Source organism: Cytophaga sp. FL35 (genome assembly GCF_014349235.1).
Taxonomy (GTDB): domain Bacteria; phylum Bacteroidota; class Bacteroidia; order Flavobacteriales; family Flavobacteriaceae; genus Euzebyella.
Genome location: NZ_JACSOH010000002.1, coordinates 163,353 through 189,128, shown reverse-complemented (window position 1 = coordinate 189,128; position 25,776 = coordinate 163,353). Strand labels below are relative to the sequence as shown.

The 25,776-nt window shown below is 40.6% G+C and carries 24 protein-coding genes; 10 read left to right on the top strand and 14 right to left on the bottom strand.

The features are described 5' to 3' along the window. Positions 1-50 precede the first annotated feature (50 nt). On the top strand, positions 51-5,039 hold the full coding sequence (locus tag BIZ36_RS02080; protein ID WP_187456202.1) for a translocation/assembly module TamB domain-containing protein: 4,989 nt from the start codon (positions 51-53) through the stop codon (positions 5,037-5,039). Further along, positions 5,036-7,372: a translocation and assembly module lipoprotein TamL gene (gene tamL / locus BIZ36_RS02075; protein ID WP_187456201.1), complete on the top strand. Its 2,337-nt coding sequence runs from the start codon at positions 5,036-5,038 to the stop codon at positions 7,370-7,372. Before BIZ36_RS02080 ends, tamL begins: the two co-directional genes overlap by 4 nt. A gap of 3 nt (positions 7,373-7,375) precedes the next feature. Here tamL and BIZ36_RS02070 read toward each other — a convergent pair whose 3' ends face one another. From BIZ36_RS02070 to BIZ36_RS02045, 6 genes are all read right to left on the bottom strand, one after another. Next, on the bottom strand, positions 7,376-8,107 hold the full coding sequence (locus BIZ36_RS02070; RefSeq protein ID WP_187456200.1) for a sulfite exporter TauE/SafE family protein: 732 nt from the start codon (positions 8,105-8,107) through the stop codon (positions 7,376-7,378). A gap of 116 nt (positions 8,108-8,223) precedes the next feature. Next, on the bottom strand, positions 8,224-9,252 hold the full coding sequence (locus BIZ36_RS02065) for an LLM class flavin-dependent oxidoreductase (protein WP_187456199.1): 1,029 nt from the start codon (positions 9,250-9,252) through the stop codon (positions 8,224-8,226). Positions 9,253-9,369: 117 nt separating this feature from the next. Continuing rightward, positions 9,370-9,828 carry a hypothetical protein gene (locus BIZ36_RS02060; RefSeq protein WP_187456198.1) on the bottom strand — a complete coding sequence of 153 codons (459 nt, stop codon included), beginning with the start codon at positions 9,826-9,828 and terminating at the stop codon, positions 9,370-9,372. Positions 9,829-9,866: 38 nt separating this feature from the next. Continuing rightward, the gene (locus tag BIZ36_RS02055; protein ID WP_222937156.1) at positions 9,867-10,238 is read right to left on the bottom strand and encodes a hypothetical protein; all 372 of its coding nucleotides are present in this window, start codon (positions 10,236-10,238) and stop codon (positions 9,867-9,869) included. 142 nt (positions 10,239-10,380) lie between these two features. Then, positions 10,381-11,460: a phosphotransferase enzyme family protein gene (locus BIZ36_RS02050; protein WP_187456197.1), complete on the bottom strand. Its 1,080-nt coding sequence runs from the start codon at positions 11,458-11,460 to the stop codon at positions 10,381-10,383. After that, positions 11,457-12,347, bottom strand: a complete 891-nt coding sequence (locus BIZ36_RS02045; protein WP_187456196.1) for a nucleotidyltransferase family protein — start codon at positions 12,345-12,347, stop codon at positions 11,457-11,459. The genes BIZ36_RS02050 and BIZ36_RS02045 overlap by 4 nt, the downstream gene beginning before the upstream one ends. Positions 12,348-12,495: 148 nt before the next feature. On the opposite strand from BIZ36_RS02045, the gene BIZ36_RS02040 reads away from it, so the two are divergent. The 5 genes from BIZ36_RS02040 to BIZ36_RS02020 all read left to right on the top strand — a co-directional run bounded on the left by BIZ36_RS02040 (position 12,496) and on the right by BIZ36_RS02020 (position 16,262). Further along, complete coding sequence (locus tag BIZ36_RS02040; protein WP_187456195.1) at positions 12,496-14,097, top strand: sulfatase family protein; 1,602 nt, start codon at positions 12,496-12,498, stop codon at positions 14,095-14,097. Between the two features lie 82 nt (positions 14,098-14,179). After that, a complete protein-coding gene (locus BIZ36_RS02035; RefSeq protein ID WP_187456194.1) occupies positions 14,180-14,503 on the top strand; it encodes a nuclear transport factor 2 family protein in 324 nt (107 codons plus the stop codon). Between the two features lie 12 nt (positions 14,504-14,515). Continuing rightward, positions 14,516-14,929, top strand: a complete 414-nt coding sequence (locus BIZ36_RS02030; protein ID WP_187456193.1) for an SRPBCC family protein — start codon at positions 14,516-14,518, stop codon at positions 14,927-14,929. A gap of 15 nt (positions 14,930-14,944) precedes the next feature. Beyond that, positions 14,945-15,322 (top strand): iron chaperone, encoded by a 378-nt coding sequence (locus BIZ36_RS02025; protein WP_187456192.1) that lies wholly within the window; start codon positions 14,945-14,947, stop codon positions 15,320-15,322. Positions 15,323-15,428: 106 nt separating this feature from the next. Further along, positions 15,429-16,262 (top strand): universal stress protein, encoded by an 834-nt coding sequence (locus BIZ36_RS02020; protein WP_187456191.1) that lies wholly within the window; start codon positions 15,429-15,431, stop codon positions 16,260-16,262. Positions 16,263-16,318: 56 nt separating this feature from the next. Here BIZ36_RS02020 and BIZ36_RS02015 read toward each other — a convergent pair whose 3' ends face one another. From BIZ36_RS02015 to BIZ36_RS01990, 6 genes are all read right to left on the bottom strand, one after another. Continuing rightward, entirely contained in the window at positions 16,319-17,251 is a 933-nt protein-coding gene (locus tag BIZ36_RS02015; RefSeq protein WP_187456190.1) for an SMP-30/gluconolactonase/LRE family protein, read from the bottom strand. A 44-nt stretch (positions 17,252-17,295) separates the two neighbouring features. Further along, positions 17,296-18,687: a Gfo/Idh/MocA family protein gene (locus BIZ36_RS02010; protein ID WP_187456189.1), complete on the bottom strand. Its 1,392-nt coding sequence runs from the start codon at positions 18,685-18,687 to the stop codon at positions 17,296-17,298. Between the two features lie 101 nt (positions 18,688-18,788). Further along, complete coding sequence (locus BIZ36_RS02005) at positions 18,789-20,381, bottom strand: FMN-binding glutamate synthase family protein (RefSeq protein WP_187456188.1); 1,593 nt, start codon at positions 20,379-20,381, stop codon at positions 18,789-18,791. 101 nt (positions 20,382-20,482) lie between these two features. Continuing rightward, on the bottom strand, positions 20,483-20,872 hold the full coding sequence (locus BIZ36_RS02000) for a group III truncated hemoglobin (RefSeq protein ID WP_187456187.1): 390 nt from the start codon (positions 20,870-20,872) through the stop codon (positions 20,483-20,485). Positions 20,873-20,878: 6 nt separating this feature from the next. Beyond that, on the bottom strand, positions 20,879-21,553 hold the full coding sequence (locus BIZ36_RS01995; protein ID WP_286174508.1) for a vanadium-dependent haloperoxidase: 675 nt from the start codon (positions 21,551-21,553) through the stop codon (positions 20,879-20,881). Continuing rightward, positions 21,543-21,710 carry a hypothetical protein gene (locus BIZ36_RS01990; RefSeq protein ID WP_187456186.1) on the bottom strand — a complete coding sequence of 56 codons (168 nt, stop codon included), beginning with the start codon at positions 21,708-21,710 and terminating at the stop codon, positions 21,543-21,545. Before BIZ36_RS01990 ends, BIZ36_RS01995 begins: the two co-directional genes overlap by 11 nt. Positions 21,711-21,866: 156 nt before the next feature. On the opposite strand from BIZ36_RS01990, the gene BIZ36_RS01985 reads away from it, so the two are divergent. Next, a complete protein-coding gene (locus BIZ36_RS01985) occupies positions 21,867-23,144 on the top strand; it encodes an NAD(P)/FAD-dependent oxidoreductase (RefSeq protein WP_187456185.1) in 1,278 nt (425 codons plus the stop codon). Between the two features lie 141 nt (positions 23,145-23,285). On the opposite strand, the gene BIZ36_RS01980 is transcribed toward BIZ36_RS01985, so the two are convergent. Beyond that, complete coding sequence (locus BIZ36_RS01980; RefSeq protein ID WP_187456184.1) at positions 23,286-23,447, bottom strand: hypothetical protein; 162 nt, start codon at positions 23,445-23,447, stop codon at positions 23,286-23,288. Positions 23,448-23,532: 85 nt separating this feature from the next. Continuing rightward, positions 23,533-23,835: a hypothetical protein gene (locus BIZ36_RS01975; protein WP_187456183.1), complete on the bottom strand. Its 303-nt coding sequence runs from the start codon at positions 23,833-23,835 to the stop codon at positions 23,533-23,535. A 146-nt stretch (positions 23,836-23,981) separates the two neighbouring features. Here BIZ36_RS01975 and BIZ36_RS01970 point away from each other — a divergent pair, with 146 nt between their 5' ends. After that, positions 23,982-25,136, top strand: coding sequence for a homogentisate 1,2-dioxygenase (locus BIZ36_RS01970; RefSeq protein ID WP_187456182.1), 1,155 nt, complete (start codon positions 23,982-23,984; stop codon positions 25,134-25,136). An 84-nt stretch (positions 25,137-25,220) separates the two neighbouring features. After that, positions 25,221-25,775, top strand: coding sequence for a nitroreductase family protein (locus tag BIZ36_RS01965; RefSeq protein ID WP_187456181.1), 555 nt, complete (start codon positions 25,221-25,223; stop codon positions 25,773-25,775). Position 25,776 lies beyond the last annotated feature (1 nt).

Here is a 25,776-nt window from a genome sequence, read left to right as displayed (position 1 = left end):
CTATCCATCATAAGTGTAGCTTTGCAACCAGTATCAACAATCAACAATCCTTGGCAAACCCTAAAAAATATCGTGTACTTCGAATTATAGGTCGAATTCTCTTGGTGTTGCTCCTACTATTTCTTCTTTTGGTCCTTTTTATAAGAAGTGAGTGGGGTCAGAATTTCATTGTTGGTAAGGCAACTAATTTTATCGAAAATAAGACGGGAACCAGAGTAGAAATTGACCGGTTGTATCTTACTTTTTCCGGTAATTTAATGGTAGAAGGACTTTATTTGGAAGACCAAAAGGGCGATACACTAATTTATTCACAAGCTCTGGAGGCCAATGTTCCTTTATCTCCGATAGCATTCGGTAATAAACTTTCGCTCAAAACTGCGACTTGGAGTGGTCTAAGGGCACGCATATTTAGGGGAGAAGATACGGAAGACTTCAACTTTACATTTTTGATTGATGCCTTTGCGGCAGCCGATACTACAACGGTAGACACCACAAATACCGAACCCATGACCTTTTCCATTGGTACGTTGGATTTTCAGGATTTTGATGTGATTTATACCGATGGTTATATGGGATTGGATACTCGGTTAAAACTCGGTAAATTGGAGGCAGATGTAGATAATTTCGATTTGGAAACGATGCGTTTTGAAGTGGACGAATTTTATTTACAAGATGTTTCCCTAAGCTATGAACAGTCCAAACCCTTTCCTGAAACAGAAGATACGACTACGACCCAACTGCCATTTTTAAGGGTGGATGATTTTACGTTGGCAAATATAGAGACCAACTACAAATCCAATCCCGATGGCCTAGACATGAATTTCATAATTCAAGAATTTGGATTGGAGTTGCCAAAAGCAGATTTGGCGACCAATCAGTTTGAATTGGATTTACTACGGCTCCAGAACTCCAAAATAGATATTCAACAAGCTTCGCAAGGTATTTCGGTTGAAAAGTCCGATTCGCTAAAAACTGAAATTATCCAACCTTTTTCTTGGCCAGAGTTTCTGATCGATATCGAGAAAATTGATTTAGAAGAGAATAACTTGGTCTTTCAGATAGGAAACAATGATAGTATACCAAACGGTTTTAACCCGGAAAATATTCAGCTATCTCATCTAGGTCTTCAAGCAAGAAACGTAAGATACCGGCCAAAGGACGTTCAGTTGGCACTGGAGAATTTAACCTTTCAAGAACATAGCGGATTTGGTATCCAAAGGGCGCAATTTAAGGCCAAGCTAAATAATGACATGGCCTCATTAACGGATTTGACTTTACAAACGCGTTATAGCGCCATATTAGGAAATGTCAATTTAAATTATTCCAGTTTTGATGACTTCTTAAAAAATCCAGAATTGGCAATCTTTGATGTTGCTATTGAAGACGCACAGTTGGGGTTGGCCGACGTTTACATATTCCAACCAAATTTAAAAACCAATCAGTATTTAAATGATGCTTCTGAACTTCCTATCTCTGCTGAGCTACTTGCGAACGGTACATTGGAGAATTTGAATGTTCCCAATTTTCGACTTCACTGGGGAAAGGAGACAAGCCTTGAGACGGAGGGTAGACTTTCATATCTTATGACACCCGACTCCTTGGGGTTTGAATTTAACGATATCAGTTTTACAACTACGCGAAAAGATCTCAATAGATTGGTAAATGAGGATTCTCTAGGTGTTTCCATTCCTCAAAAATTAACGCTGAATGCCAAGGCTTCTGGATCTGTACAGGATTTGATGGCCGACTTAAAATTGACTACCACGGATGGAAATCTCAGCTTAAAGGGAAGCTACAGCAATATTTCTCAAATTGCTTTTAATGCCCAAATGGATGTTGATAGTCTTCAACTACAGAATATTTTAAGAAATGAACAGTTGGGTCCTGTTTCCATGACCTTGAATGCTGATGGTCAAGGGAAGGATTTAAATTCCTTAGATGCCAGTCTTACTTCCAATTTCACCCAGTTGCAGTTAAGTACATATGATTTTTCAAACCTAATGCTCAATGGGCAAATGAAAAATGGTGATGGGCAAATAAAAATGGATTTCAAGGATGAGAACTTAAATTTCACCTCCTCTACAGGCATAGAGTTAGATTCCGCAAATACCCAATTAAATGTAGATTTAAAAGTAATTGGTGCAGACCTGTATGCCTTGGGCATTACGAAAGAAAATATCAAAGCGGCCGTAGAATTGAATGCCACCTATTCTGGAAATGCCGAAGATTTTGAGGTTGATGCCCTGTTCAAAAAGGGTATTGCGGTTTATGAAAATGACCAATACCAAATGGGCGACCTAAGGCTAAAAGCCATTATTGGAGAAGAGGATACCAACGTTTCCGTGGATAGTGATTTTCTCAATGGACAATTAAAATCGAATGCCTCCCCGGCAATGGTGACCGATGCTTTGACTAAGCAACTTCAAAGCTATTTTAAGGAGAATAAATCGCTAGATAGTATAACGAATCCGGTGAATTTAGATGTAAATTTTTCACTTTCTCCTGTACCTATTCTCACCCAAGTTTTTCTAAACGGGGTAGAGCGATTGGATTCCGTACATGTTAGGGCCAATTTTGACTCCAAATCAAAAAGTTTACAGGGTAGGGTGCATCTACCTTCTATAGTTTATAATGGGAATTCGTTGGATAGTTTGGAGGTGTCTGTAATCGGTACACCAACGGATTTGAACTTTTCAGCAGGTTTTGGGGCTTTAATGGCGGGTCCTGTAAACATAAAGAAGACCTTCTTTGATGGAACTTTACAAAATAAAGAGTTGCTTCTGGATTTTAATTCTTTTGATGACCAAGAGCAACTAATGCATGTGGCCTCGGAAATGGTTCTGGAAAAGGATAGTATCCGTCTTCATATCAACCCAGAAAAATTGTTGTTCAATAGAAAGGAGTGGCAAATTCCAAATGAAAACAAAATCGTTATTGCGGAAAATCGCTTAAGCCTTATAAATGTTGTGTTTAGTAGAAATAGCCAAGAACTTTCCCTGAGTACATCCCTGCCTGAAATAGAGAAAGAACACTTGGGTATAGTTTTTAGCAATTTTAAGTTACAAACTTTTGTAAGTCTACTCAATCCTGATGAAGCCTTGGCTTCCGGGGAGGTAAAGGGTAGGTTAGTAGTTGAAAATCCCTTTACAGCCCCGGGTATTGTTGCTAATTTTAATATTGCGAACCTTGGAGTGATGGATAATTCTCTGGGAAACTTAGCATTGGACGCCCAATCCAAAGGACAATCGGATTATGATTTTAATCTTTCGCTTAAAGATGGAGGGGTAGATTTGGATTTAACTGGGGATTATGCCGCTGCCGAAACGGGTGCCAAGCTCAATTTAGATCTAGATTTGACTAAGTTGGAACTGAAAGTGCTTGAAGGCCTGTCCGAAGGACAAATTAAAGATACCCAAGGGTATATTTCTGGTCGGATGGCGCTTAATGGCACAACGGTGGAGCCTATATATGAGGGAGACTTCCAATTTAATGGTACGCAATTTAATATTGCTACCTTCAATTCCGTTTTTAAGGTGAACGGTGAAACCTTGACGATAAATAATGAAGGGATAGCTTTTGATACTTTTAGCGTAAAAGATGATTACAAAGGAACCTTTGAATTGGAAGGTCAAATTCTTACGGAGAATATTACGAATCCTGCTTTTGACCTGAATATAAAGGCGAACGAATTCAGGGTGCTTAACTCCACAAAAGAAGATAACGAACTGTACTACGGTACCGCCAGTATTGATGCCGATGTAGATATCTCAGGTAATCTGGACTTGCCCGATATAGATGGTAAATTAAAAATTAGAAAGGTTACAGATGTTACTTATGTAGTACCCGAAGCACAATTGGACGTAGAAGAACGTGATGGGGTGGTAATTTTTGTAAACAAGGAGAACCCCGATGCCATTTTAACCCGAAATGACCAAGAAGAGACTGCGCCCATTTTTCAAGGTTTCGATTTGAGTGCTGTCCTTGAAATTTCTAATGATGCAGTTTTTCATATTATTATAGATGAACGTACGGGAGACAATCTTCAGGTTTCAGGGGATGCGGAACTTAACTTGAACATGTCACCCAACGGTCGTATAAATCTAACGGGGCGTTATGAGCTTAAAGATGGACATTACGAAACCAGTCTTTATAATTTAGTGAATAGAAGGTTTACCATAAAGCCGGGCGGAAGTATTACTTGGCGTGGCGATCCTACCGATGCCGCTTTGGATGTTACGGCCATTTATGAGGTGGAGACTTCCGCAGCTCCCTTGATGGCTGCGGTTACTTCGGGTCAGGATGTGAGCGTTACGGGAAAATACCAACAGGTATTGCCCTTTCTAGTATATCTTAATGTTGATGGTGAGTTGTTGAAACCCGAACTTTCTTTTGATTTAGATATGCCGGAAGATGAACAAGGTTCCTTAGGCGGTGCCGTTTACGGTAGGGTGCAGCAATTAAACGAACAGGAGGCCGCTTTGAACAAACAAGTATTTTCGCTATTGGCGCTTAACAGGTTTTTTCCTGATTCAGGTAGTGATGGTAGTGCAGGAGGTACTGCTGCCTTGGCCAGAAACAATGTAAACAAGGTACTTTCCGGTCAGCTAAATGCTTTTTCGGATAAGGTCTTTGGGAAAACTGGCTTTGAAGTGGATTTTGATTTGGATAGTTTTACGGATTATCAAGGAGACGGACCACAAGATAGAACCCAGCTGAACATCAATGCGAAAAAGAAATTGTTTGATGACCGTTTGGTGGTTACTGCAGGCAGTGCCGTTGACGTTGAGGGAAGTGCCCAGGCCGGGCAAGAACAGACACCCATTATAGGTAATGTGAGTTTGGAATATTTACTCACTCAAGACGGTATTTATAGATTACGGGGCTATCGCAAGAATGAATATGAAAATGTGATTGACGGTCAGTTGATAGTTACAGGGTTGGCCCTTATTTTCAATAGGGAATTCAATAATTTCAGTCAGCTTTTTAGTCCCTTGGACGATAAGAAGGAAGAGAAATCCAAAGCAAAAGAGAAGGAATGAACGGTTGTAAATTGATACTAGGGAAATATCATTGGAAACCATGGTTTTCTTTAGTAGTACTTGGTTTGCTGTTGGGATGTGGTGTGGAGAAATTCATTCCGGAAGGGGAAGCATTGTATACAGGCGCCGATCTTGAAACAATCGTAGTGGCAGATGAGAAGGTAAAAGACCTTAAAAAAGTAAAAACGGAACTAAATTCGCTCTTGCAGCCGGAACCCAATTCTTCCATATTGGGAATGCGATTAGGATTGTATTATCACTACAAAGCACAAAAAGATAAGCCGGGATTTTTTAATAAATGGCTCAATAAAAAGTTTGGTGAGGAACCAGTGTACCTCCCACAGGTCAATCCGGAAAGAGTTGAAAATTTGATTTTAAACCGACTTGATAATCGCGGATTTTTCTATAGTAAAGCAGCTTCCCAAATTGATAGTAGCAAAAGTTTTGCAAGGGTGAAATACACGGCGGAACTGCCTAAGCCTTATACCATGGAGACTTTTCAATTGGAAAAGGATTCCATGCAAATCTATGGTGATATTGCGGCTACTATAGAAGATAGTCCTTTTAAAAAAGGAGAACGTTTTGACTTGAGCCTTATGAAATTTGAGCGTGAAAGAATCGATAACGATTTAAAGACCAAGGGTTATTATAACTTCAATCCTGATTTTTTAATTTTCGAGGCGGATACCAATAGGTATGATAATAGAAAATTCGACCTGTTTCTTAGGTTGAAATCGCAAGTGCCGGAACGCTCGGTTATTCCTTATCAAATAGACTCTATCACCGTATACCCCAATTACACATTGGGTGATACTACAGAGTTGGCAACCCCCAAGAATGTAAACGGATTGGCATTTGTCCAAAACGAGGAGTATTTTAAACCGGAACAGTTGGAACCCTATATCCTTTTTGAAAAAGGGCAAGAATACAATGCCCGCACCGCTCAATTAACGAGCAATAGACTTTCAGCCATTGGTAGTTATAAATTTGTAAACATCCAGTTCACGGAAATGGATACCACTGCAAATAAGGACGGATTGGGTTCACTTCATGCAGAACTTTTTCTTTCACCCTTGACCAAAAGGTCCGTTAGGGCAGAACTGCAAGCGGTGACCAAAAGTAATGGTTTGGCGGGCCCAGGAATTTCGGTTTCTTACAGTAATAGAAATCTTTTCAAAGGCGGGGAAACGTTGAGCTTATCAGGCAATTTTCAGTACGGAGCACAGATTTCAGGAGGGGAAAATGAAAACCTGAGTAGTATAGGTGGCGGCTTAAAAGCCGATTTGACCATTCCCCGATTGGTTCCTTTTTCTCCAAAAAGATTTAAGTACGCCGTACCTAAAACCAAAATAAGTCTAGGGGGCGATTTTTTAAACCGAAGTAAGCTATACAGTCTAACCTCTTTTAATTCTTCTTTCGGATATACTTGGAATGCCAATAAATACGTCTTTCACGAGCTTAACCCCATCAGCGTTAATTATGTGAACTTGACCAATACTACAGAGGAGTTTGAGGCTATTTTGGATAAAAATCCCTTTCTCCGCAGAAGTTTTGAACAGCAATTTATAGCCGGTCTTACCTACACCTTCACCTACAATGAACTGGTGGATCAGGATAAGAAATTTCCTTTCTTCTTTTCTACGAATATAGATTTGGCCGGAAACATGCTAGGTCTGGTAAGTGGTGACGAAACTATTTTTGGACTTGAATTTGCACAATATGCCAAGGCCGATGTGGACTTGAGGTATTATTATAGATGGGCTAAAGAACAATCCTTGATCGCTAGGGTGTATGCAGGTTGGGGAATTCCTTATGGCAACTCCAATACCTTACCCTTTGTGAAACAATTCTTTTCCGGCGGACCCTACAGTGTTCGGGCATTTCCTATAAGATCTTTGGGTCCTGGTACCTTTACCGCTACAGATGATAATACCACCAGTTTTTTTGACCAATCCGGTAACTTAAGCCTAGAGGCTAATTTGGAATATCGTTTTCCTATTTTTTCCTATTTAAAGGGAGCTCTTTTTGCAGATGCGGGCAATGTTTGGTTGACTACGGAGTCCGAATTGACCGAAGGTGAAACTGAAGAGGCCATCGACTTTAATGAAAGATTACAGACCGAAGGTAAATTTGGTAAGGATTGGATGAGTGAACTGGGAGTTGGGGTGGGTTTTGGGTTACGGGTAGATATTCAAAGTTTTGTAATCCGTTTAGATTTGGCCTCACCCGTAAGGGTACCTTATTGGGTAAAAGGACAAAGAACCAGAACGCCCTTTTTTGATGGAGGAAGCAACAATTTAGTCTTCAATTTTGCGATAGGCTATCCTTTTTAAAAATTAGTTCAACAAAACATTGGTGAGTGTAACTATTCCAATAACCAGAATAAGGCCAAGTGATATTCTTTTGAACTTATCTTGTGGAATAAACTCTAGTATTTTCTTTCCTATTACCGTTCCAACAAAGCCAATTACCAGTAAAAAAGGGACGTAAATCAAGTCATCTTTGTGAATAAAACCATTGAAGTAGTAGACAAATGTGCGTGAAAAATCTATGAGAAAATCTATGAATGCAGATGTGGCTATGAACATATTCTTTTCAAGATTAAACGCGGCCATTGTTAAGCCTCTTATGGCCCCACCTGTACCGAGAAGACCTGCCGAAAACCCGCTAAGACTACCACCAATAATGGCGTTCTTTTTATTTGGTAGGATAATCAATTCCTTTTTTATGAGAAAGACCAAGGCCAATACAATTAGAAAAACCGCGAGAAAAAGTTCTAAGTAAGTGCTTTTAAAAAGTTTTGTAAGCAGTCCTCCAACGATTACAAATATCACGGAGGGTATTCCTATATGTAATAAAAGTTTTTTGTTAAGTCCCTTTTTGAAGAGTACAATCTTGCTGATGTTGCTCGATAAATGGTAAATGGCGGTTAACCCTAAAACAGATTCAAAATCGAAATATAAATTCGCAACGGGTACAAAAAAGACAGAGGAACCAAAACCTCCTATAGTACCTAGTATCTCGGCAATGAGAGCTAAAAATAAGAAGAGGAAGTTGAGGTCTTTCATCACTTAGAGCTTGGCTGGAAATAGGTGTCTAAATCCCTACATTACTCTAAATGTACTACTTAAAATTAAAAGGGGCTATTTGGTTTTTTCTGTAATATACGACCATAAAGCTTTCGTTAGCTCAAGATTTCCAGTTTTTCATTTTCCAATTCCTCCATAATCTCCGAAAATAGGCGATACGAATGTATTCTAGCCCCTGGGTCGTAAATATGGGAAGCAACCATAATCTCATCGACCCCTGTCTCATCCAAGAATTTAGCAATCTGAACTTTCACCGTATCCTTACTGCCAATAAAGGAATACTTCATCATTCTCTGAACCGCTGGATTCATCGAAATTTCCTGCAATTGTGGCGTCATCTCCATTGGTGGCTGTAAATAATCGATTTTACCCGAAAGCACCCCAAGAATCATCCGAATACTGGAGGTAGACATTCGCTCGGCCTCCTCATCCGTATCAGCGGCCAAAACGTTCACACAGGCCATGGTAAACGGCTTGTCCAAATACTTGGACGGCTTAAAATTGTTATGGTATATATGAAATGCCTCAAAAAGATGGGTAGGGGCAAAGTGGCTGGCGAACACGTAAGGCAAGCCTTCCTTAGCGGCTAAATGAGCACTGTCCGTACTGGAACCTAAAATATAAATGGGCATATGGACTCCCTCGGCAATGGGCACCCGTACCTTGGCATGCTTGTTTTCTGTAGAAAAATACTGCTGTATATTCTTTAATTCTTCCGGAAAACGATATACCGCCTGCATTCTATCGGGCCTAATGGCCTGAGCGGTGGTTTGGTCCGTGCCCGGAGCTCTACCTAAGCCCATATCAATTCTATTGGGGTACAAAGCGCTAAGAGTAGCAAATTGCTCAGCAATGAGCATGGAAGAGTGGTTGGGCAGCATGATTCCTCCAGAACCTACCCTTATTTTTTCGGTACCACCCGCAATATGCCCCATCAATACGGAAGTGGCCGTGCTGGCAATACTTGCCATATTGTGATGTTCGGCCAACCAAAATCGTTTGTATCCAAACTCTTCAGCCTTCTGAGCTAACTTTAAACTATTCTGAAAAACTTCGGTAGTACTGAATCCAGCGCCAATAGTCGCTAGTTCAAGAATGGAAAAAGGTATTTTTTTAGTAGCCATATTCATTGGAATAAGAGAACAAAATTACTCAATATTCCAACTAACATTGCCAAACTCAAGTTAAGGAGTTCCTAAAGCATTTTAACATGACATCTATCTTGGATATCCAATTCTGTTCTAATTTTTATGCAATTCAATTTGCAAATTGGAACGTAGTTTTTGCCATTCGTTGTTAAGTTCTTCCACCTGCGATTCCAATATAGCTTGAGTTGTGTTGGGCAACTCAGAATATTTGAGAACTTGTTGGTACCTAGAAATTAATTTCTTTTCTGTTGTAACTATAAGGGCATCTACTTCTTGTGCAGTGAGGGGCTCTTCCAAAATGGGACCTTCCAAGCTCTTATAAATTGAATGATCCTCATTTACGACGTTAGGCAGCGGTTTATGACCTGTTACGGCAACGATTTCCTCATGAAGATTTTTTGCATAGGTTCCAAATTGAATATGACGGTGTTTAAAGTACGGTCTTTTATGAGGAAACCTATCTGATTGAATCAAGGTAGCATAAATGTTTTCGGCCGTATTTAACTCAGAATAAATGGATTCCAAACGGTCAAATATGATATGTTGCGTCATGTTTTGCTATTTAATTGAACACTGGTTTTAAACAAGGATTAACGGCTGCAATCAGCGCCCCAGGTTTCTCCTTCTTCGGTATAAGTTATAAGTAATTCTCCTTCGTCAATTTTGATGCTTCCGGAACTGTTGATCAAGATATTTTGATTTTTTTCCATGGTAATGCCATTGATGCTGGGGATGCCGTTGGAGAAGTCAAAACGATAATTATCACCTACTTTAACAACCGTTACCCGGCCATCTTCTGTGGTAATATTGGTTTCGCTTTCCGGTTCAGAATAACTTATGGATCCATTATAAGTACCCACAAAAAGATTATCGTCCGTAGGGTCATTATCCTTGCTGCAAGAAATTGTAACGGTGGCAATCAAAAGTATGATGCCTATGTAATTCGATATTGTTTTCATCATCTATTAATTTAGGTGTTGTACCTGCAAACATAGAGATGTAAAAACCTTTTGAAATAGTAATTAAGGAAGCTTTAAGACAGAAAAATCGTATTGAGCTAATTAATATTTTGATATAGCCGAAAGCGCCAATTAACCTTTAAAATTAGCTTTTGGAAGTTACTTTTTCCATTATTATTTTCTGCATAAAGGAAGTCTGCTCAAGAGCCTTTTTTGTAAAATTCAAGAGACTTAGGCTTCGGTCATAATTTTGGTTCTCGTAAGCCACTTTGTAGTAAATATTGCCATTTAGGTAATCTGTAAGTGCTCTTACTCCATGAAGAAAAGGCATTAAAACAGCACCCCAATGCAACGTTTCAATTTCTTCTTTAGATAAAAAAGGACCGTTAGCCGCCAAACCGGATATAAAGGCTTTAAACAACTCTTTTTCAAAAGTGATTTTATCATGATTTTGTTCGTCTTCCGGGGCGGTATTGACTATGGTACGCACAGCATCTCCAAAATCAAACAGGAATTTACCCTTCATTAGAGTGTCCAAATCAATGAGGCATAAGGCTTTGTTGGTACTTTTTGAGAAAAGAATGTTATTTAATTTGGTATCATTGTGACAAACCCGAATGGGTAAATGGTTTAAATTCACCTTGTTTAACAGCTCCAACACTTTATTTGAAAAAGCAATGGCCTCGTTGGCAATTTTCAGTTTTTCTTCTGGAGCTTGGGCCAAGGCAGCAATAAATTGGTTCTCGCGAAGCTGTAAATCGTGAAATTGTGGAATGGTATCCACATAGTTGTTGGCTTCAGCCTTTTCCAACAATATGTTGAACTTGGCAATTATTTTACCTGCTTCAAAAGCAACATCAGTATTCTTGGTGGTGTTGTGGGCGGTACTATCTTTAATGTAGGTCATCACTCGCCAGTAGGACGGTTCGGCCCCTTTGTTCTTGTAATAACTCTGGCCATCCAAAGAAGGGACCAATGTTATTTTTTGATAATCCGTGTCATTCAGATGTTTAAAGGCATCATGAATGTTGTTCATTAACCCATTGACATTGGTAAATACGTTGTGGTTGATCCGCTGTAATATATACAACGGATCAGTTCCGTCAAGGACCAAAAAAGTGTCATTGATAAATCCGTCGGTAAGCGGACTAAAACTATACGTTTTGTCCGCAACGGAAAAATGGGTCAATAATTGGTTTAGTTGGTGGTTGGTATGGTCATTCATTCGTTAGGCCAAAGTGGCGAACTATATTTGCCGGCAGCGGTCTTTTCTTTAAGATAGTTTACCGCAGTCTCTCGATCACTGGCATAGGTTACCCCAAACCAATCACCGCCAGAAGGTACTACCTTAACAGAGATTTCTCCCGCCTGAAGCATGTCCTGTATTATTTTTGGTATGTAAAGCTCACTTTTAGCGCCAAGGTCCGCGCTGTCAAGAAAAGCTCTAAAATCGTTTTCTATTTTATCAAAAATGGAAGGTTTGCATACCCAAAAGTTCATGCTCACATGTTCTTCCCCGGTATACTCGTTTCCTGAATCTTCATCAATTACCTTACCTTCCTTGGCTTCCAGTTTTAACCGCTCGTCTACGGATACTAAATCATCCCCGTTTACTTGGCAAACACCTCTAGACACCGATCCATGCTCAGATAGGGTGTTTTTAAGGGTATAGCCAACTAAGGCATAGGTGTTGTCATCTTTGTGGGCGCGCATAAAATTAGCGGCGTTTTCGTAAGCAGGCTGTCCATAGAAATCATCGGCATTCAATACTGCAAACGGACCGGAAATTACGTTTCTAGCTGTCCAAACGGCATGTGCGGTACCCCATGGTTTGGTTCTTTCCCCTTCAAATGTGCAACCTTCAGGCATATCGGTTAACTCTTGGGCCAAAACATCTAATTTGATGTTTGATGGTAAACGGTTTCTGAGATGATCTTCCAAAAAAGTAACATTGTCCTTTTTGGTTATCAGTACAATATGGTCAAAGCCATTTTTTAAGGCATCGCTTATTCCAAATTCCATTAGAAATTCGCCATTGGGGCCAAGGTCGTCAAACTGTTTCAATTTACCGTATCGACTTCCGGATCCGGCCGCCATAAGAAGTAATGTCATTTTCTGCTGAATTTATTAAGTTCGGGCAAAAATAGGGTTTTATGCCTAAAATGTTGAAGGATGAGGTGTATACATAACATTTTTTTGATAATCGGTTGCACATTGCCTGGTTTTATTCTTTAATTTTCTACAATCAACCCAACCAACTATGAAAATAATTTATTGCCTCTTATTTTGTTTCTTTTCTACCATCTCTATCCTTGCTCAAAATAAGGAAAGGCCTAATATTCTTGTATTGATTTTTGATGACGCCGGTTTGGATATGGGTGCCTACGGAAGTACCTATGTAAACACCCCGGGTTTTGATGCCATTGCCAAAGAAGGGTTACTTTTTAATAGGGCCTATACTCCCAATGCCAAATGTGCCCCTTCCAGAGCGTCGATAATTACGGGAAGAAATTCTTGGCAGTTGGATGCAGCTGCCAACCACGTCATTTACTTTCCTTCGAAGTTCAAATCCTATCAAGAAGTATTAAAGGAAAACGGTTACACCGTAGGGCATACCGCGAAGGGTTATGGACCTGCAATCACCCTAACGGCCGACGGAAAACAGCGGGAAGTACTAGGTCCGGCTTTTAATAAAAAGACCTTGGAACCTTTGACTCCTAGTATTTCCGATAACGACTATAGTTCTAATTTTTCGGATTTTATAGAACAAGCACCAAAAGGACAACCTTGGAGTTTTTGGGTAGGTAGTCTGGAACCGCACCGCGGATATGAATATGGATCGGGAAAACGCTTGGGCGGTAAAACCGAAGCCATGATCAAAGACTTTCCTCCCTACTGGCCGGACAATGAAGTGACCCGAAATGATTTGTTGGATTATGCGCTGGAAATCGAAGATTTTGATGCCCATATACAGAAAATCGTTCAAACTTTAAAAGAGAAAGGGGCTTACGAGAATACCTTGATTATAGTGACTTCCGATCATGGCATGCCCTTTCCTAGGGTAAAGGGCGATCAATATGAAAATGCCAATCATGTGCCTATGGCTGCGGTTTGGCCAGCACAGATGAAAACTAAAGATAGGGTAGTAGATGACTATATCAGTTTTATCGATTTAGCACCTACTTTTTTAGATGTTGCAGGAATCGATTGGAAAAGTTCAGGTATGCATCCAACGGCCGGAAATAGTTTAAAGGACCTTTTGGCATCTGGTAAAGATGGACAAGTTGAACCGTCTCGCGACTTTGTTTTGGTGGGAAAGGAAAGGCATGATACCGGCCGGCCCAATGATGTGGGCTACCCAATTCGTGGCCTTCATAAAAACAACATGCTTTATGTGAAAAATTATGAAATTGACCGCTGGCCAAAAGGCAATCCGGAAACGGGCTATTTAAATACAGATGGAAGTCCCACTAAGACTGAAATTTTAAAACTTCGTAGAAATGGCGATGCAAGTTATTGGAAACTTTCTTTTGGAAAAAGAGTGCAAGAAGAGCTCTATGATGTGGCCAAAGACCCTTTTTGTATGAACAATTTGGCTTACGACCCAGCTTATGCGAGCATAAAATCAGCCATGAAGGAAGAAATGGAAGCTAAACTTTTACAACAAGGTGATTTAAGAATGCAAGGTTACGGACACCTATATGAGCAGGCTCCCTTTGTTAGGGGAAGGGATTTTTACGGTCACTTTATGCGTGGTGAAAAACCTAAGGCCGGTTGGGTAAACGATGATGATTTTGAACCTTATTTGTTAGATGGGGATGGTAATGAGTTAAAGCCTGTCAAACCGCTCGATGGTCAATAGTTGCTAAGTTACAAAGTGTTTTAATATGGTGAAATTTGCTTGCAAAACAACCTGTGGGAACGCCCCAAAAAAGAGGTTCTTATTGGAGTTCAATAAAGCCTTTGCCGAAGCGGCCATCGATTTTATGATTAAAAGTGTTTCCGACAATTTTGAATGGGTTTTGGTAGGAGATAAGTCAATACAGGGAAAGGAAAACTTTAAGGCTGTTTTGGAAACTATGAAAGTCTATCCTTCAAAAGAGATGATTCTAACGAATATCATTACTCACGGTCGGGAGGCAGCCGTTCAAGGCGAACTTTTGCTGAATGACGGTAGCCGGTATTCTTTTGCCGATATCTACACATTTAAAAATGCCAAGGGTACGGAGATTTCCAAACTCGTTTCTCATGTTATAAAACTCGAATAAACCTATCTCGTTATGAATACAATTACTATAGAAACTATTGTAAAAAGGAAAAGAGCCAAAGTTTGGGAATATTGGAATCAGCCTGAACATATTGTTCATTGGAATTTTGCCTCCGATGATTGGTGCTGTCCTCGTGCGGAAAATGATTTAAGGCCTGGAGGTAAATTTTCATCCCGAATGGAAGCAAAAGATGGAAGCATGGGTTTCGATTTTGGTGGACACTTCACCTTGGTGGAATCTCCTGCCAAATTGGAATACGTTTTGGAGGATGGTAGAAAGGTTCTGGTCACTTTTGATGATGTTGGTGACGGAACACAAATTACTGAAACTTTTGAACCGGAAAGCAGGAATCCACTGGAAATGCAAGAACAGGGTTGGAATGCCATACTGCAAAATTTCAAGAAATATGCAGAGGGGAAATCGTAAACAAAATAGGCCAGTATGAAGACCAAAAAGGTGACAACCGTAGATGCTTACATCGAGGAATTTTCTCCTGAAGTACAGGCCTTACTTCGCAAAATGCGAAATATAATATTAAAAGTAGCGTCGGATGCCCAAGAATCTATTAGCTATGGTATGCCGGCTTATAAAACACAGGGGAAGCCACTGGTTTATTTTGCTGCCTATAAAAATCACATTGGTTTTTATGCAACACCATCTGGGCATGAAGCTTTTAAAAAAGAATTATCAGGGTATCAACAAGGCAAGGGGTCGGTTCAATTCCCTTTAAACGAACCTTTGCCCCTAGAACTAATTGGAAAGATAGTTGCTTTTCGGGTTCAGGAGAATTTGAAAAGGGTTAAAAGAACCTCCAAATAGGGGAGCGTTCGTGCTAAAATACATGACGTTTGTCATATTTTTTCAACAAAGTGTTTGCTAGCTTTGATGGTATACGAAAGGTATTAGCAATTAAAATAGCAACATCATGAAAAAAATAATTGTCCCCGTAGATTTTTCCGAACAATCGGAATATGCCATGAAGGTGGCGGTATCACTGTCCAAAAGGTACGGAGCGGAAATATTCGCCTTGCATATGTTGGAGTTGAACCAAGCCATGATAACTTCATCGGAAGGCTACCACCCTGAACAGATGGTATTTTTAATAAAATTGGCAGAAAAACGCTTTGATGACTTTTTGCAAAAACCGTTTTTAAAGCAGGTGAAGGTCACCCCGATTATCAAACATTATAAAGTGTTTAGTGAGGTGAACGAAATTGCTAAAAAACATGAAGCTGATTTGGTGATTATGGGTTCTCATGGAGCCGATGGCCTCTCGGAAATCTTTATCGGTAGCAATGCTGAAAAAGTGGTTAGAACCTCTGATATTCCTGTTATTGTGGTAAAAGAGGAGATGGCCGATTTTAAAATTGACCGATTCGTTTTCGCATGTGATTTTGAACTGGAAAACTTGTCCGCTTTCGCGAGGGCAAAACAATTTGCAAAGCTCTTTGATGCCGAATTAAACCTGGTGTATGTGAATACACCTGGAGATAGTTTTTTGAGTAGTGCGGATGCCTATAAACGTATCAATAAATTTTTGCACGAGGCCAAAAGTACTGATGAGGTAAGCATACACAATGACTATACGGTAGAGAGTGGGGTCATCAACTATAGCGAAAATAATGGGGCGGATGCCATTGGCATACCCACGCACGGTAGAAGGGGATTGGCACATTTCTTTATGGGAAGTATAGGCGAAGATATTGCCAATCACTCGAAAGTGCCGGTCATTACGTTTAAAATTGGTGATGAGCAATAGATTAAAATAGGGTAGAAAAAAAGGGACAGTTTTGATCATCTGTCCCTTTTTTGAATTTATGGGTGAATGGCCACGGACAAAATTTGTCCTGCCATCATATCGGGTAAAAGTAATCTGCCATGTTCCTCTTCCAAAAGAAAATCTGCTGCAGATTGCAGATCTGAAATGAGAACTGTGGCCTCTTCGGTTTTTCCATCGATTTTCCAAACCGTACCTTGTACCCAGCTACTGATGTAGTAATTACCTTGACTGTCTTGCTCTACCGCATCGGCTCCTCTAAAAGTGCCTTTCAATGGGGTAAGCTTCCCTTCTTTTTTGACTAGAAAATTTCCTTGAAAGAAGGCGCCTACCATTATTTCGCCATTGTTGTCGACACCTACCCCGTTGGGATTGGTCATTAAGGGGGAACCGTCTTGGACTATGGTCACTTGGCCCTTGAGGTCAATATGGTAAATTCTTCCTACCTGTGGTATCTTTTTAGCTTCGTCGCTATCAAGCGGCCAAAGGTCGTTATTCCCGTCTCTCATGTATTTGGTGTCGCCCATATCGGCCACATAAATACCTTTTCCATCGGCATCAACGGACACATCGTTAAGGTATAACGGCTCTTTAGGAAAGTCTTCTTTTTGAACAAATACGTTCGCCTTTCCGTTTGAGTCAACTTTCCAAATTCTGTTCAAATCAGAAAAGTAAAGGTGCCCCTCTAAAAATACGATGCCCTTGGGCTCATCAAAACCTTTTGCAAAGACCTTTACACCACTTTCAGATATTTCAGCTACCTGGCCGTCACCCTTATCTTTGCCGTTCATCAAGGTTACGTAGTAATTGCCGTTGAACCCTTTGGTTATGCTCTCCGGTTTTACTCCGACGTCTACGGGAAATTGCACTTGGGCGTTGATTTGGCATACCCAAAACATAATTAGAATAAAGGCCATACCTCTTATTGACCGGAAAACGCGATTTCTGTCGCAAGGTGCTAGTTTTTTCATTTTTCAAACGTGTTTTAGTAATAAGCATTTGTTGAATATTTGGATTATATAATTTTCATTTTTGTTGGGTCCCAATTAACGGGTGCCTTTGAATAATAACTATCGTTGGCAAGTAGTGCAGCCCCTGCTGCCCTTAGGCCAAAAGTTGGATCCTGTATTACCTTGCCCTTACCGCGAATGGCTTGGAATAAATTAAAAAAATGGTCGTGTCTGGCACCTTTATAATCACTGGGGGCTTTCCAAGTGGTCGTACCCGTACTCAAGGCAGAGGAACGTTTTTCTAAATTTTGTTCCGCATAGCCCTGTTTTATTTTTTCTTGCATTTCTTCAGTAAATGCGGTTAGCGAATAGCCACCGGGAACTAAGCCTAATTTAGACCTTTTTAGGGTTACAGAATTTTGTCCTACTTCCATTTCACCTTCGGTGCCCACTAGTTTGAATCCGCCGCCACCTCCACTTCCGGCAATAAAATTGATTCTGAAGGCTGCATTAAAGGCCGCGTGGGTGTCTGTTTTTGGGTAGTCGTAGAGTGTGATGCTCACATCAGGTACATCCCTACCATCTTTCCAATAGCGGAGTCCTCCAGTAGCCAAGGCTCTATTGGGACCATGGGAGCTAATAACATGGTTAAGTGTTGAGAATGCGTGAACAAAAAGGTCTCCTGCCACTCCGGTACCATAATCCCGATAGTTTCTCCATCTAAAAAACCTTTTTGGCTCAAAGGCAACTTTTGGGGCGTTCCCCAAAAACGTATCGAAATCCACCGTTTTTTTGCTGGCATCTGGGGGAATGGGATATTGCCATGCCCCTTCCGCAGAATAGCGGTCGTTGTAAAAATCCAGCATAACAATATCGCCTATAGCACCTTCTTCATATAGCTGTTTTGCCTTCTCATTACCTAAAGAGGCCATGGCTTGGCTACCTACTTGACAAAAATTTCCGGTTTTCTTCTGGGCATCAATAATTGCTTGCCCTTCTTCCCATTTTTGAACCATGGGTTTTTCGCAATACACATGTTTACCGGCATTTAGGGCATCTATGGTGATTTTTGTGTGCCAATGGTCGGGCGTGGCAACGATAACAACATCCACATCCTTTCTTTCCAAAAGTTCTCTGTAATCTCGGGTAATAAATAGTTCTTCACCCCATAGTTCTTTCGCTCTGTCCAGTCTTCCTGTATACAGGTCACAAGCTGCCGTAATTCTAGAACCACTAACGGTGAGCGCATCCCTAGCATCAAAAATACCTTGGATGCCTACGCCAATAACACCAATATTGATATGGTCGTTCGCCGAATAACGAATTTCTTCATAGCGTCTGTAAAGTGGTAACTTTTGGTCCTTGGAGGAAGCAAAAACCATGGGTGCAGAAGTGAGGGCTGCGGAACCTAGGGTAGCTTTTTTTAGAAATGATCTTCTAGATGCATTTTTTTTCATGAATGATTTTTTGGTAGGGTTGGTTTGAAATCGGGCGGAGAAATTTACATTTTTTCCGATGGAATGTCAAAAGTAAAACCCTCTGCTATTTTTTATAGTTATTAGTTGGACATGATCCTGGTCAATTTAAAGAACTTTTGATAGTCCTTTGGGATGTTTGCCAAATTTAAAAGGCATCCTTCTTCCATATACGGGTAAATTTCATCGTAGGTAGCTACCTTGTACATGCCAATGCGTTTGCTGATATGTTCCCTTCTAAGTTCTGAAGGGTGGTTGAGACCGGCAGCGGCCACTAGCTCTAAAAAGCTGTGTATAGTCGCTTCTTGATAGTTTTTGATTCGTGGGGCCTTATCATTGACCACCAACCCTTTCATGAGTGATTTGTTTTGAGTGGCCACCCCAACAGGACAGGTGTTGGTGTTGCATTGCAATGCTTGAATACAACCCACGGCCAACATCATGGCTCGGGCGCTGTTGCATCCATCGGCACCTAGGGCAATGGCTCTTGCCATATGAAATCCAGATATTATTTTTCCGGCGATAATGACCTTGATATCTCTTCTCAATCCAAATCCAACTAAAGTGTCGTGAACAAAAACCAGCCCCTCCCGTGAGGGCATACCCATGGTATTTGAAAATTCTACCGGAGCGGCGCCCGTTCCTCCTTCTCCTCCGTCTACGGTAATAAAATCCGGAGTAATACCCGTATGGATCATGGCTTCACAGAAGTCCATAAATTCTTGTTTCCTACCAATACATAGTTTGAAACCTATGGGTTTCCCATCTGAAAGTTCACGCAGTTTTTTGATAAAGTACATGAACTCGATAGGGTTGGAAAATGCGGAATGTGATGGTGGGGAATGTACGGCAATACCCGGTTGTATATGTCGTATCTTGGCAATTTCAGGAGTATTCTTTACAGCGGGAAGTATGCCACCGTGACCGGGTTTGGCGCCTTGCGATAATTTTATTTCAATCATCTTTACGGTAGGTCTCAAGGCATTTTCCCTGAATGTCTTTTCATTGAAGGTACCGTCATCATTTCGGCACCCAAAATAGCCGGTTCCTATTTGCCAGATGAGGTCACCACCACCTTCTAAATGATAATCGCTAATGCCCCCTTCGCCCGTATTATGGGCAAAGTTTCCCATTTTGGCCCCTTTGTTCATAGCCAAAACGGCATTTTTGCTCAAGGAGCCAAAACTCATGGCCGATATATTCAATAGACTTGAAGAATACGGCTGTTTGCAATCTTTGCCACCTATGGTCAATCTTGGAAATTTGCCAATCTCCTGTGGATTTTTCTTGGCGTACATGGAGTGTTCCATCCACTCATAACCGGCACGGTACAAATCCATTTGTGTGCCGAAAGGTTCGGTATCGTTGGCCCCTTTTGCTCGCCTGTAAATAAGTGATCGTAGAATTCGGTTCAAAGGTCGGCCTTCCGTATCGGTTTCTACAAAATATTGCATGATTTCAGGTCGAATGGACTCTAGCATATACCTAAACCTACCAATGACGGGAAAGTTTCTTCTAATGGTGTGTTTGGTCTGAACTATATCGAAAACCCCCATAATAAAAAGAGGTGCTACGATGAGAAACGTCCAAAGAATTGGTTTCCAGAGAAATGATATGCCTATAATCAAGGCTATACTAATAAACGAAATAAGCAAAAACTTTTCGCGAACCTTCATGTGTGATGCTTCTAGGTTGAGGTCGGCAATTTAGCAAAAATAAAAGTGAAGAAAATGCTAAACCCGCAAAACCAAAACTGGTCGTAACTGTCCGTTTTTACCTATTTAGGTCTTGCTTTGAACATTTCTATGAAAAGCATACTGCTCATTTTTTGAGCGCGATTTTTAGCAATATAGGCCACCTCGCCTTCAAACAGCTCGTCCAAGGTCTCGAACCAAAGGTTGAGCCACATCCCAAAATGTTCCGACTTTATCATGTGTTCCATTTTTTTGTCCACTTCATTATGCACCTTGATCGGATTATTGTGATAGTTTCTTTTCAAAAAGAGTTGGGATTCCCAGAAATTGGTGAGTACCTCAAAATGAGCATCCCAGTCTTCTATGATTATATTAAAAATAGGGCCTAGGGTAGCATGCTCCCTTATTTTACCATAAAAATGAGTGACCAAAAGATGCACGTCCTTACGGTTCCGAAGCAGCTTTTTGCCCATTTGTTCCTAATTGCCCAAATGGGTGTTGTAGAATTTCCAAGCTTGTCCTGCTACATCTCTCCCTAATTCAAGACCGGCAACATTATCGGCTTGTATATGATAGCCTCCCATCACACGTGAAATGCCGGCCATGTTCGCTGTTTCGGTAAAGGTCGGGAACTTTAAAGTCACAGGTTTGCCAAAATGGGCCTCGTCCAATTCTGTCATCGACCCCGGAATAAGGGTTACCTCTTCCCCAAAATGATCACTTCCCGTAAATAGTCTAAGCGCTTCGGCACAGGCGCCACTTATGGTGCTGTGTCCAGAAGTATAACTAGGAAAAGGAGGACATAGAAAAACGTCTGGTGAATATGGTCTCCATTCTTGTCCCTTCATTTCAACAACCCCCTTGCCCGGACCGCCCCAAGCTTTGATTATTTGGTCTTGGTAATAGTCATGTACTAGAGCGTAAGGTCTCGTATAATCGTAGAACATTTTTGAATCCCAAGAAGCTATAAAGGCATCCATCGCCGTTATTTCGGTTAGAAAGTACATTTTTACATCTTCATCAAGGGTATGGTTGTCTCTTCTTGAAACATCTTGGGCAAATTTTAACCAGTGACCGGCCCGTTGAACTGACTGCGGCCCGTCTCTCATAAATTCGACCAAGGCCTTGTCTTCATCGGTTAGGTTAGCCTGCAAATCTATCCGTATCTAAGGCGGTGGCGTCAAGAGCTAGCTTCCCCCATTTATAGGCAATATTTTCAGTTCCCATAGGTTCTTCGTGCCTATTGTCCTGAGAACTTAAGGTAGCATTAAACGCAATTATAGTTAAAACTAAAAGGGCAATGTTTTTCATTAGTTGGTCGATTTGAAAAATATGGCATTAAATATATAAAAGCTTAAACATTGAGAACAATCGGGCACTGTTAAAAATTTATGGGATAGCGCACTATTTAGTTGACATAGGAGCCAATTGCTATGGTTCTAAGCCGTAATTTTACAAAAAAACCGAATGAACTTACCCAAAACGGACCAAAAACGTCTGATTATTATTGGTGGTGGCTTTGCTGGGGTATCCTTGGCAAAAAAATTGAAAGACCTAGACATGCAAATAGTGCTTATAGACAAGCACAATTATCATACGTTTCAGCCTCTTTTATATCAAGTTTCTACAAGCGGATTAGAGCCCGATTCCATAGCGTATCCAATACGAAAAGTCTTAAAAAGACTGAATAACTTTCACTTTAGGCTGGCCGAAGTCAGTAAAATAGAGCCTACTTTACAAAAAGTGATAACCAATATTGGGGAATTGGACTACAATTATTTGGTCATAGCCACCGGCACCAAAACCAATTTTTATGGTAATAAGGAGCTCGAATCAAATGCGATGCCCATGAAAAACGTTCCCCAGGCTTTGAACATAAGAAGTTTGATGCTTCAAAATTTTGAAAAAGCAGATGATTCAGAAAGTTTAGAGGAAAGAAAGGCCCTGCTTAATTTCTGTATCGTGGGCGGTGGACCTACAGGCGTAGAATTATCCGGAGCTTTAGCCGAATTAAAAAACAACGTTTTTCCTAAGGATTACAAACATTTGAATATCGACGAAATGGAAATTCATCTATTTGAGGGTACTGGTCGTGTTCTGCCGCCTATGAGTGAGCATGCTTCCAAAAAAGCGACCCAATTTTTAAAAGAACTTGGGGTGCAAATACATTTGGAAACCCTTGTTAGCCATTATGATGGAGAAACTGTAACCCTTAATGACGGTACTACTATGAAATGTAAAAATTTGGTATGGGCAGCAGGGGTAACCGGAGCATCTTTGCCCGGATTGGATGGAAAAGTCCTTGTAGACAAACTGAATCGTTTTAAAGTGGATAGGTTCAATAGGGTGGAGGGTTATCCTAATATTTTTGCTATAGGCGACATAGCCTATATGGAAACGGAGGAATACAAAAGAGGTCATCCGCAAGTAGCGCAACCTGCCATTCAACAGGGAGAGCACTTAGCCGAAAACCTGTTTCGACTTTTAAAAGGAGAAGATTTGAAACCTTTTAGTTACAACGATAAGGGAACAATGGCTACCGTGGGAAGAAACAAGGCTGTTGTGGACTTGAACAAAATGAAATTCTCGGGGTTTTTAGCTTGGTTCGTTTGGATGTTTGTTCACCTTATGGCTTTGGTCGGTTTTAGAAATAGGGTGGTAGTATTTTTTAATTGGGCCTACAATTATATAAATTACGACAAAGCAGCAAGGCTAATCGTTAGACCATTTCATTCTAAGAAATAGAATAATTTGTTTTGACGCCTTAAAATAAAATGGCTTTAGTATATTTGTACCGTTGTGTTGTGACCCAAAACCTTCAATAAGGTAAGGGCCAATGAAAGGCTTTCCAAATCGGAAGGCTTTTTTTATGTATTATGGTTCTGACTATGCGCGAGCAAGAATTACAATGGCAGCCACAATCATTAATAGTATAAGGACTATAACTATCGTGTTCCACGGAATTTTAACGGATTTTTCCATATCAAAATTTCCAACATCTTCTTTATAACCTACCTTGCTCCCCGAAGAATTACTTGTAGCTCCCATACTATTTTGTTTTCTTTCTTCTTTCAATTTCATTAGAATAATCATTTGTTTTTGCCAAATCAATCTTAGGTTTGCATGAGTGAAGTTAGCTATCGGATTTTGTGGAGTTTGCTCGTTCTGGCTGTTCTAAATTTTCATTCCGTTCCCCACCTTGTGCAAAGAGAGTATTTTCTTCGTCGTTTAAGCGAGTTGGTTTATTTCTATTTCTACCAGGTACATCAAGCTGTTCTCCTGAAAAATCAACGGGATTCTTTCTATTTTGCAATAAACGATCGTCACCGTTATCCATGCTGAGGTTTTTGTCTTTTAGAATTCTAAGGTCTTCTTCGGTTAAATTAGGGTTGTATTTTTTATTCTGTTCCTTTTCCATTTTGTTATTCTTTTTCATACCACACAAGCTACCCAAGTAGATTTTATAAAGCGTTCTTGATAGCTGAATTTTTTAACGCAAGTACTGTAGGTACGTCTTCAATTCATTACTTCTTCAGGATGAAAAATTGTCGTAATTTTAAAGAACTCACTTAACACTATACTATGCCCCTGTATCACAAATTGGGAGCCATTCCCCAAAAAAGACATACGCAGTTCCGTAAAAAGGACGGTTCATTACATTATGAGCAGTTGTTCGGTACCATTGGTTTCGATGGTATGTCCTCTCTTTTGTACCACTTGCATAGACCAACGCAGGTCAAGGAGGTTGGCAAGACCCTAGATGTAGCGCCTAGGGCTGCCGTGGAATACAATATAAAATCCCGCTTATTAAAAGGATTGGAAGTAAGACCTGAGGATGATTATCTGCAAAGTAGAAAAACGGTTCTTTTTAATTCCGATGTGCATATAGTACTGGCCGCACCTCAAGAATCGATGACGGATTATTTCTATAAAAATGCCGATGCCGATGAACTTCTGTTCGTTCATGAGGGTGGGGGAACCCTAAAAACCTTGATGGGCGATATTGATTTTGAGTACGGGGATTATTTGCTTATCCCGCGAGGAATGATTTATCAAATTCATTTTGATACGCCTAATAATCGGTTGTTCATAACGGAAAGCTATCATCCCATTTATACGCCTAAACGCTACCGAAACTGGTTTGGGCAACATCTGGAACATTCGCCCTTTTGTGAGCGAGATTTTAAACTGCCACAAAATTTAAAGGCACATGATGAAAAGGGAGATTTTGTCATAAAAGTCAAAAAGCAAGGTCAGTTACATCATATGGTGTATGCGACACACCCGTTTGATGTGGTAGGGTGGGACGGTTATAATTTCCCTTACGGATTTTCAATCCACAATTTTGAGCCTATTACGGGCAGGGTGCATCAACCGCCTCCGGTACATCAAACTTTTGAGACCAGTGCTTTTGTGGTTTGCTCCTTTTGCCCCAGATTGTATGATTACCATCCAGAAGCTATTCCGGCACCCTATAACCATTCCAATATTGATTCGGATGAGGTGCTGTATTATGTGGATGGGGATTTTATGAGTCGAAAGGGAATTGATAAGGGGTATATTTCTTTGCATCCGGCGGGTATACCCCATGGTCCGCACCCTGGTACTTATGAGGCAAGTATAGGAAAAAAAGGAACCGAAGAATTGGCCGTTATGGTGGATACCTTCAAGCCGCTGCAATTGACGCAAGCCGCTCTTGATATCGATGACGGTACGTATTACCAAAGTTGGTTGTAACAATATTTTGGGTGTTATCTTTTTCCTAAATGCGATTATTTCTCATTAGGTAATGGGTATTTTTGATTTACTAAAATTTTACGCGTGATATTAGATTTAATAAGAAAAAGACGTTCTGTCTTTCCCGCTCAATATAATGACAAGCCTGTAGCAAAGGCAGATATAGAAAAAGTGTTGGAAGCGGCCAATTGGGCCCCGAATCACAAAAAAACCGAACCTTGGCGGTTTAAGGTGATGACCGGGAAAACCAAGGAAAAATTGGGTTTGTTCCTTTCGCTCAAATACATGGAAAATGTAGCGGACCCGAAGCAAATGAAAGCGAAAAAACTTATTGAAAACCCTAAAATGGCCGGTGCCATCATTGCGATTTGCATGCAGCGTGACCCCAAAGAAAGCCTTCCCGAGTGGGAGGAGATTGCCGCCACGTCAATGGCTGTCCAAAATATGTGGCTTTGCTGTACTGAAATGGGAATCGGTTCTTACTGGAGTTCTCCGCCATTAATAAAATTCATGGACGAGTTTTTTGAAATGGAACCTGGAGAAAAATGCCTTGGATTTTTCTACATGGGTCATTTTGATGGCGAACTGCCAGAAGGCACTCGTGAACCTATCGAAGATAAAGTGGTCTGGGCAGATTAAT

Coding starts and splice junctions, on each gene's coding strand:
- BIZ36_RS02010 (WP_187456189.1), bottom strand. CDS start 18,687: ATGAAAAAAAATGCATCTAGAAGATCATTTCTAAAAAAAGCTACCCTA.
- BIZ36_RS01990 (WP_187456186.1), bottom strand. CDS start 21,710: ATGAAAAACATTGCCCTTTTAGTTTTAACTATAATTGCGTTTAATGCT.
- BIZ36_RS02025 (WP_187456192.1), top strand. CDS start 14,945: ATGAAGACCAAAAAGGTGACAACCGTAGATGCTTACATCGAGGAATTT.
- BIZ36_RS02030 (WP_187456193.1), top strand. CDS start 14,516: ATGAATACAATTACTATAGAAACTATTGTAAAAAGGAAAAGAGCCAAA.
- BIZ36_RS02000 (WP_187456187.1), bottom strand. CDS start 20,872: ATGGGCAAAAAGCTGCTTCGGAACCGTAAGGACGTGCATCTTTTGGTC.
- BIZ36_RS01975 (WP_187456183.1), bottom strand. CDS start 23,835: ATGAAAAAGAATAACAAAATGGAAAAGGAACAGAATAAAAAATACAAC.
- BIZ36_RS02020 (WP_187456191.1), top strand. CDS start 15,429: ATGAAAAAAATAATTGTCCCCGTAGATTTTTCCGAACAATCGGAATAT.
- BIZ36_RS01970 (WP_187456182.1), top strand. CDS start 23,982: ATGCCCCTGTATCACAAATTGGGAGCCATTCCCCAAAAAAGACATACG.
- BIZ36_RS02015 (WP_187456190.1), bottom strand. CDS start 17,251: ATGAAAAAACTAGCACCTTGCGACAGAAATCGCGTTTTCCGGTCAATA.
- BIZ36_RS01985 (WP_187456185.1), top strand. CDS start 21,867: ATGAACTTACCCAAAACGGACCAAAAACGTCTGATTATTATTGGTGGT.
- BIZ36_RS02005 (WP_187456188.1), bottom strand. CDS start 20,381: ATGAAGGTTCGCGAAAAGTTTTTGCTTATTTCGTTTATTAGTATAGCC.
- BIZ36_RS01980 (WP_187456184.1), bottom strand. CDS start 23,447: ATGGGAGCTACAAGTAATTCTTCGGGGAGCAAGGTAGGTTATAAAGAA.
- BIZ36_RS02065 (WP_187456199.1), bottom strand. CDS start 9,252: ATGGCTACTAAAAAAATACCTTTTTCCATTCTTGAACTAGCGACTATT.
- tamL (WP_187456201.1), top strand. CDS start 5,036: ATGAACGGTTGTAAATTGATACTAGGGAAATATCATTGGAAACCATGG.
- BIZ36_RS02050 (WP_187456197.1), bottom strand. CDS start 11,460: ATGAATGACCATACCAACCACCAACTAAACCAATTATTGACCCATTTT.
- BIZ36_RS02055 (WP_222937156.1), bottom strand. CDS start 10,238: ATGATGAAAACAATATCGAATTACATAGGCATCATACTTTTGATTGCC.
- BIZ36_RS02040 (WP_187456195.1), top strand. CDS start 12,496: ATGAAAATAATTTATTGCCTCTTATTTTGTTTCTTTTCTACCATCTCT.
- BIZ36_RS02070 (WP_187456200.1), bottom strand. CDS start 8,107: ATGAAAGACCTCAACTTCCTCTTCTTATTTTTAGCTCTCATTGCCGAG.
- BIZ36_RS02045 (WP_187456196.1), bottom strand. CDS start 12,347: ATGACATTACTTCTTATGGCGGCCGGATCCGGAAGTCGATACGGTAAA.
- BIZ36_RS02060 (WP_187456198.1), bottom strand. CDS start 9,828: ATGACGCAACATATCATATTTGACCGTTTGGAATCCATTTATTCTGAG.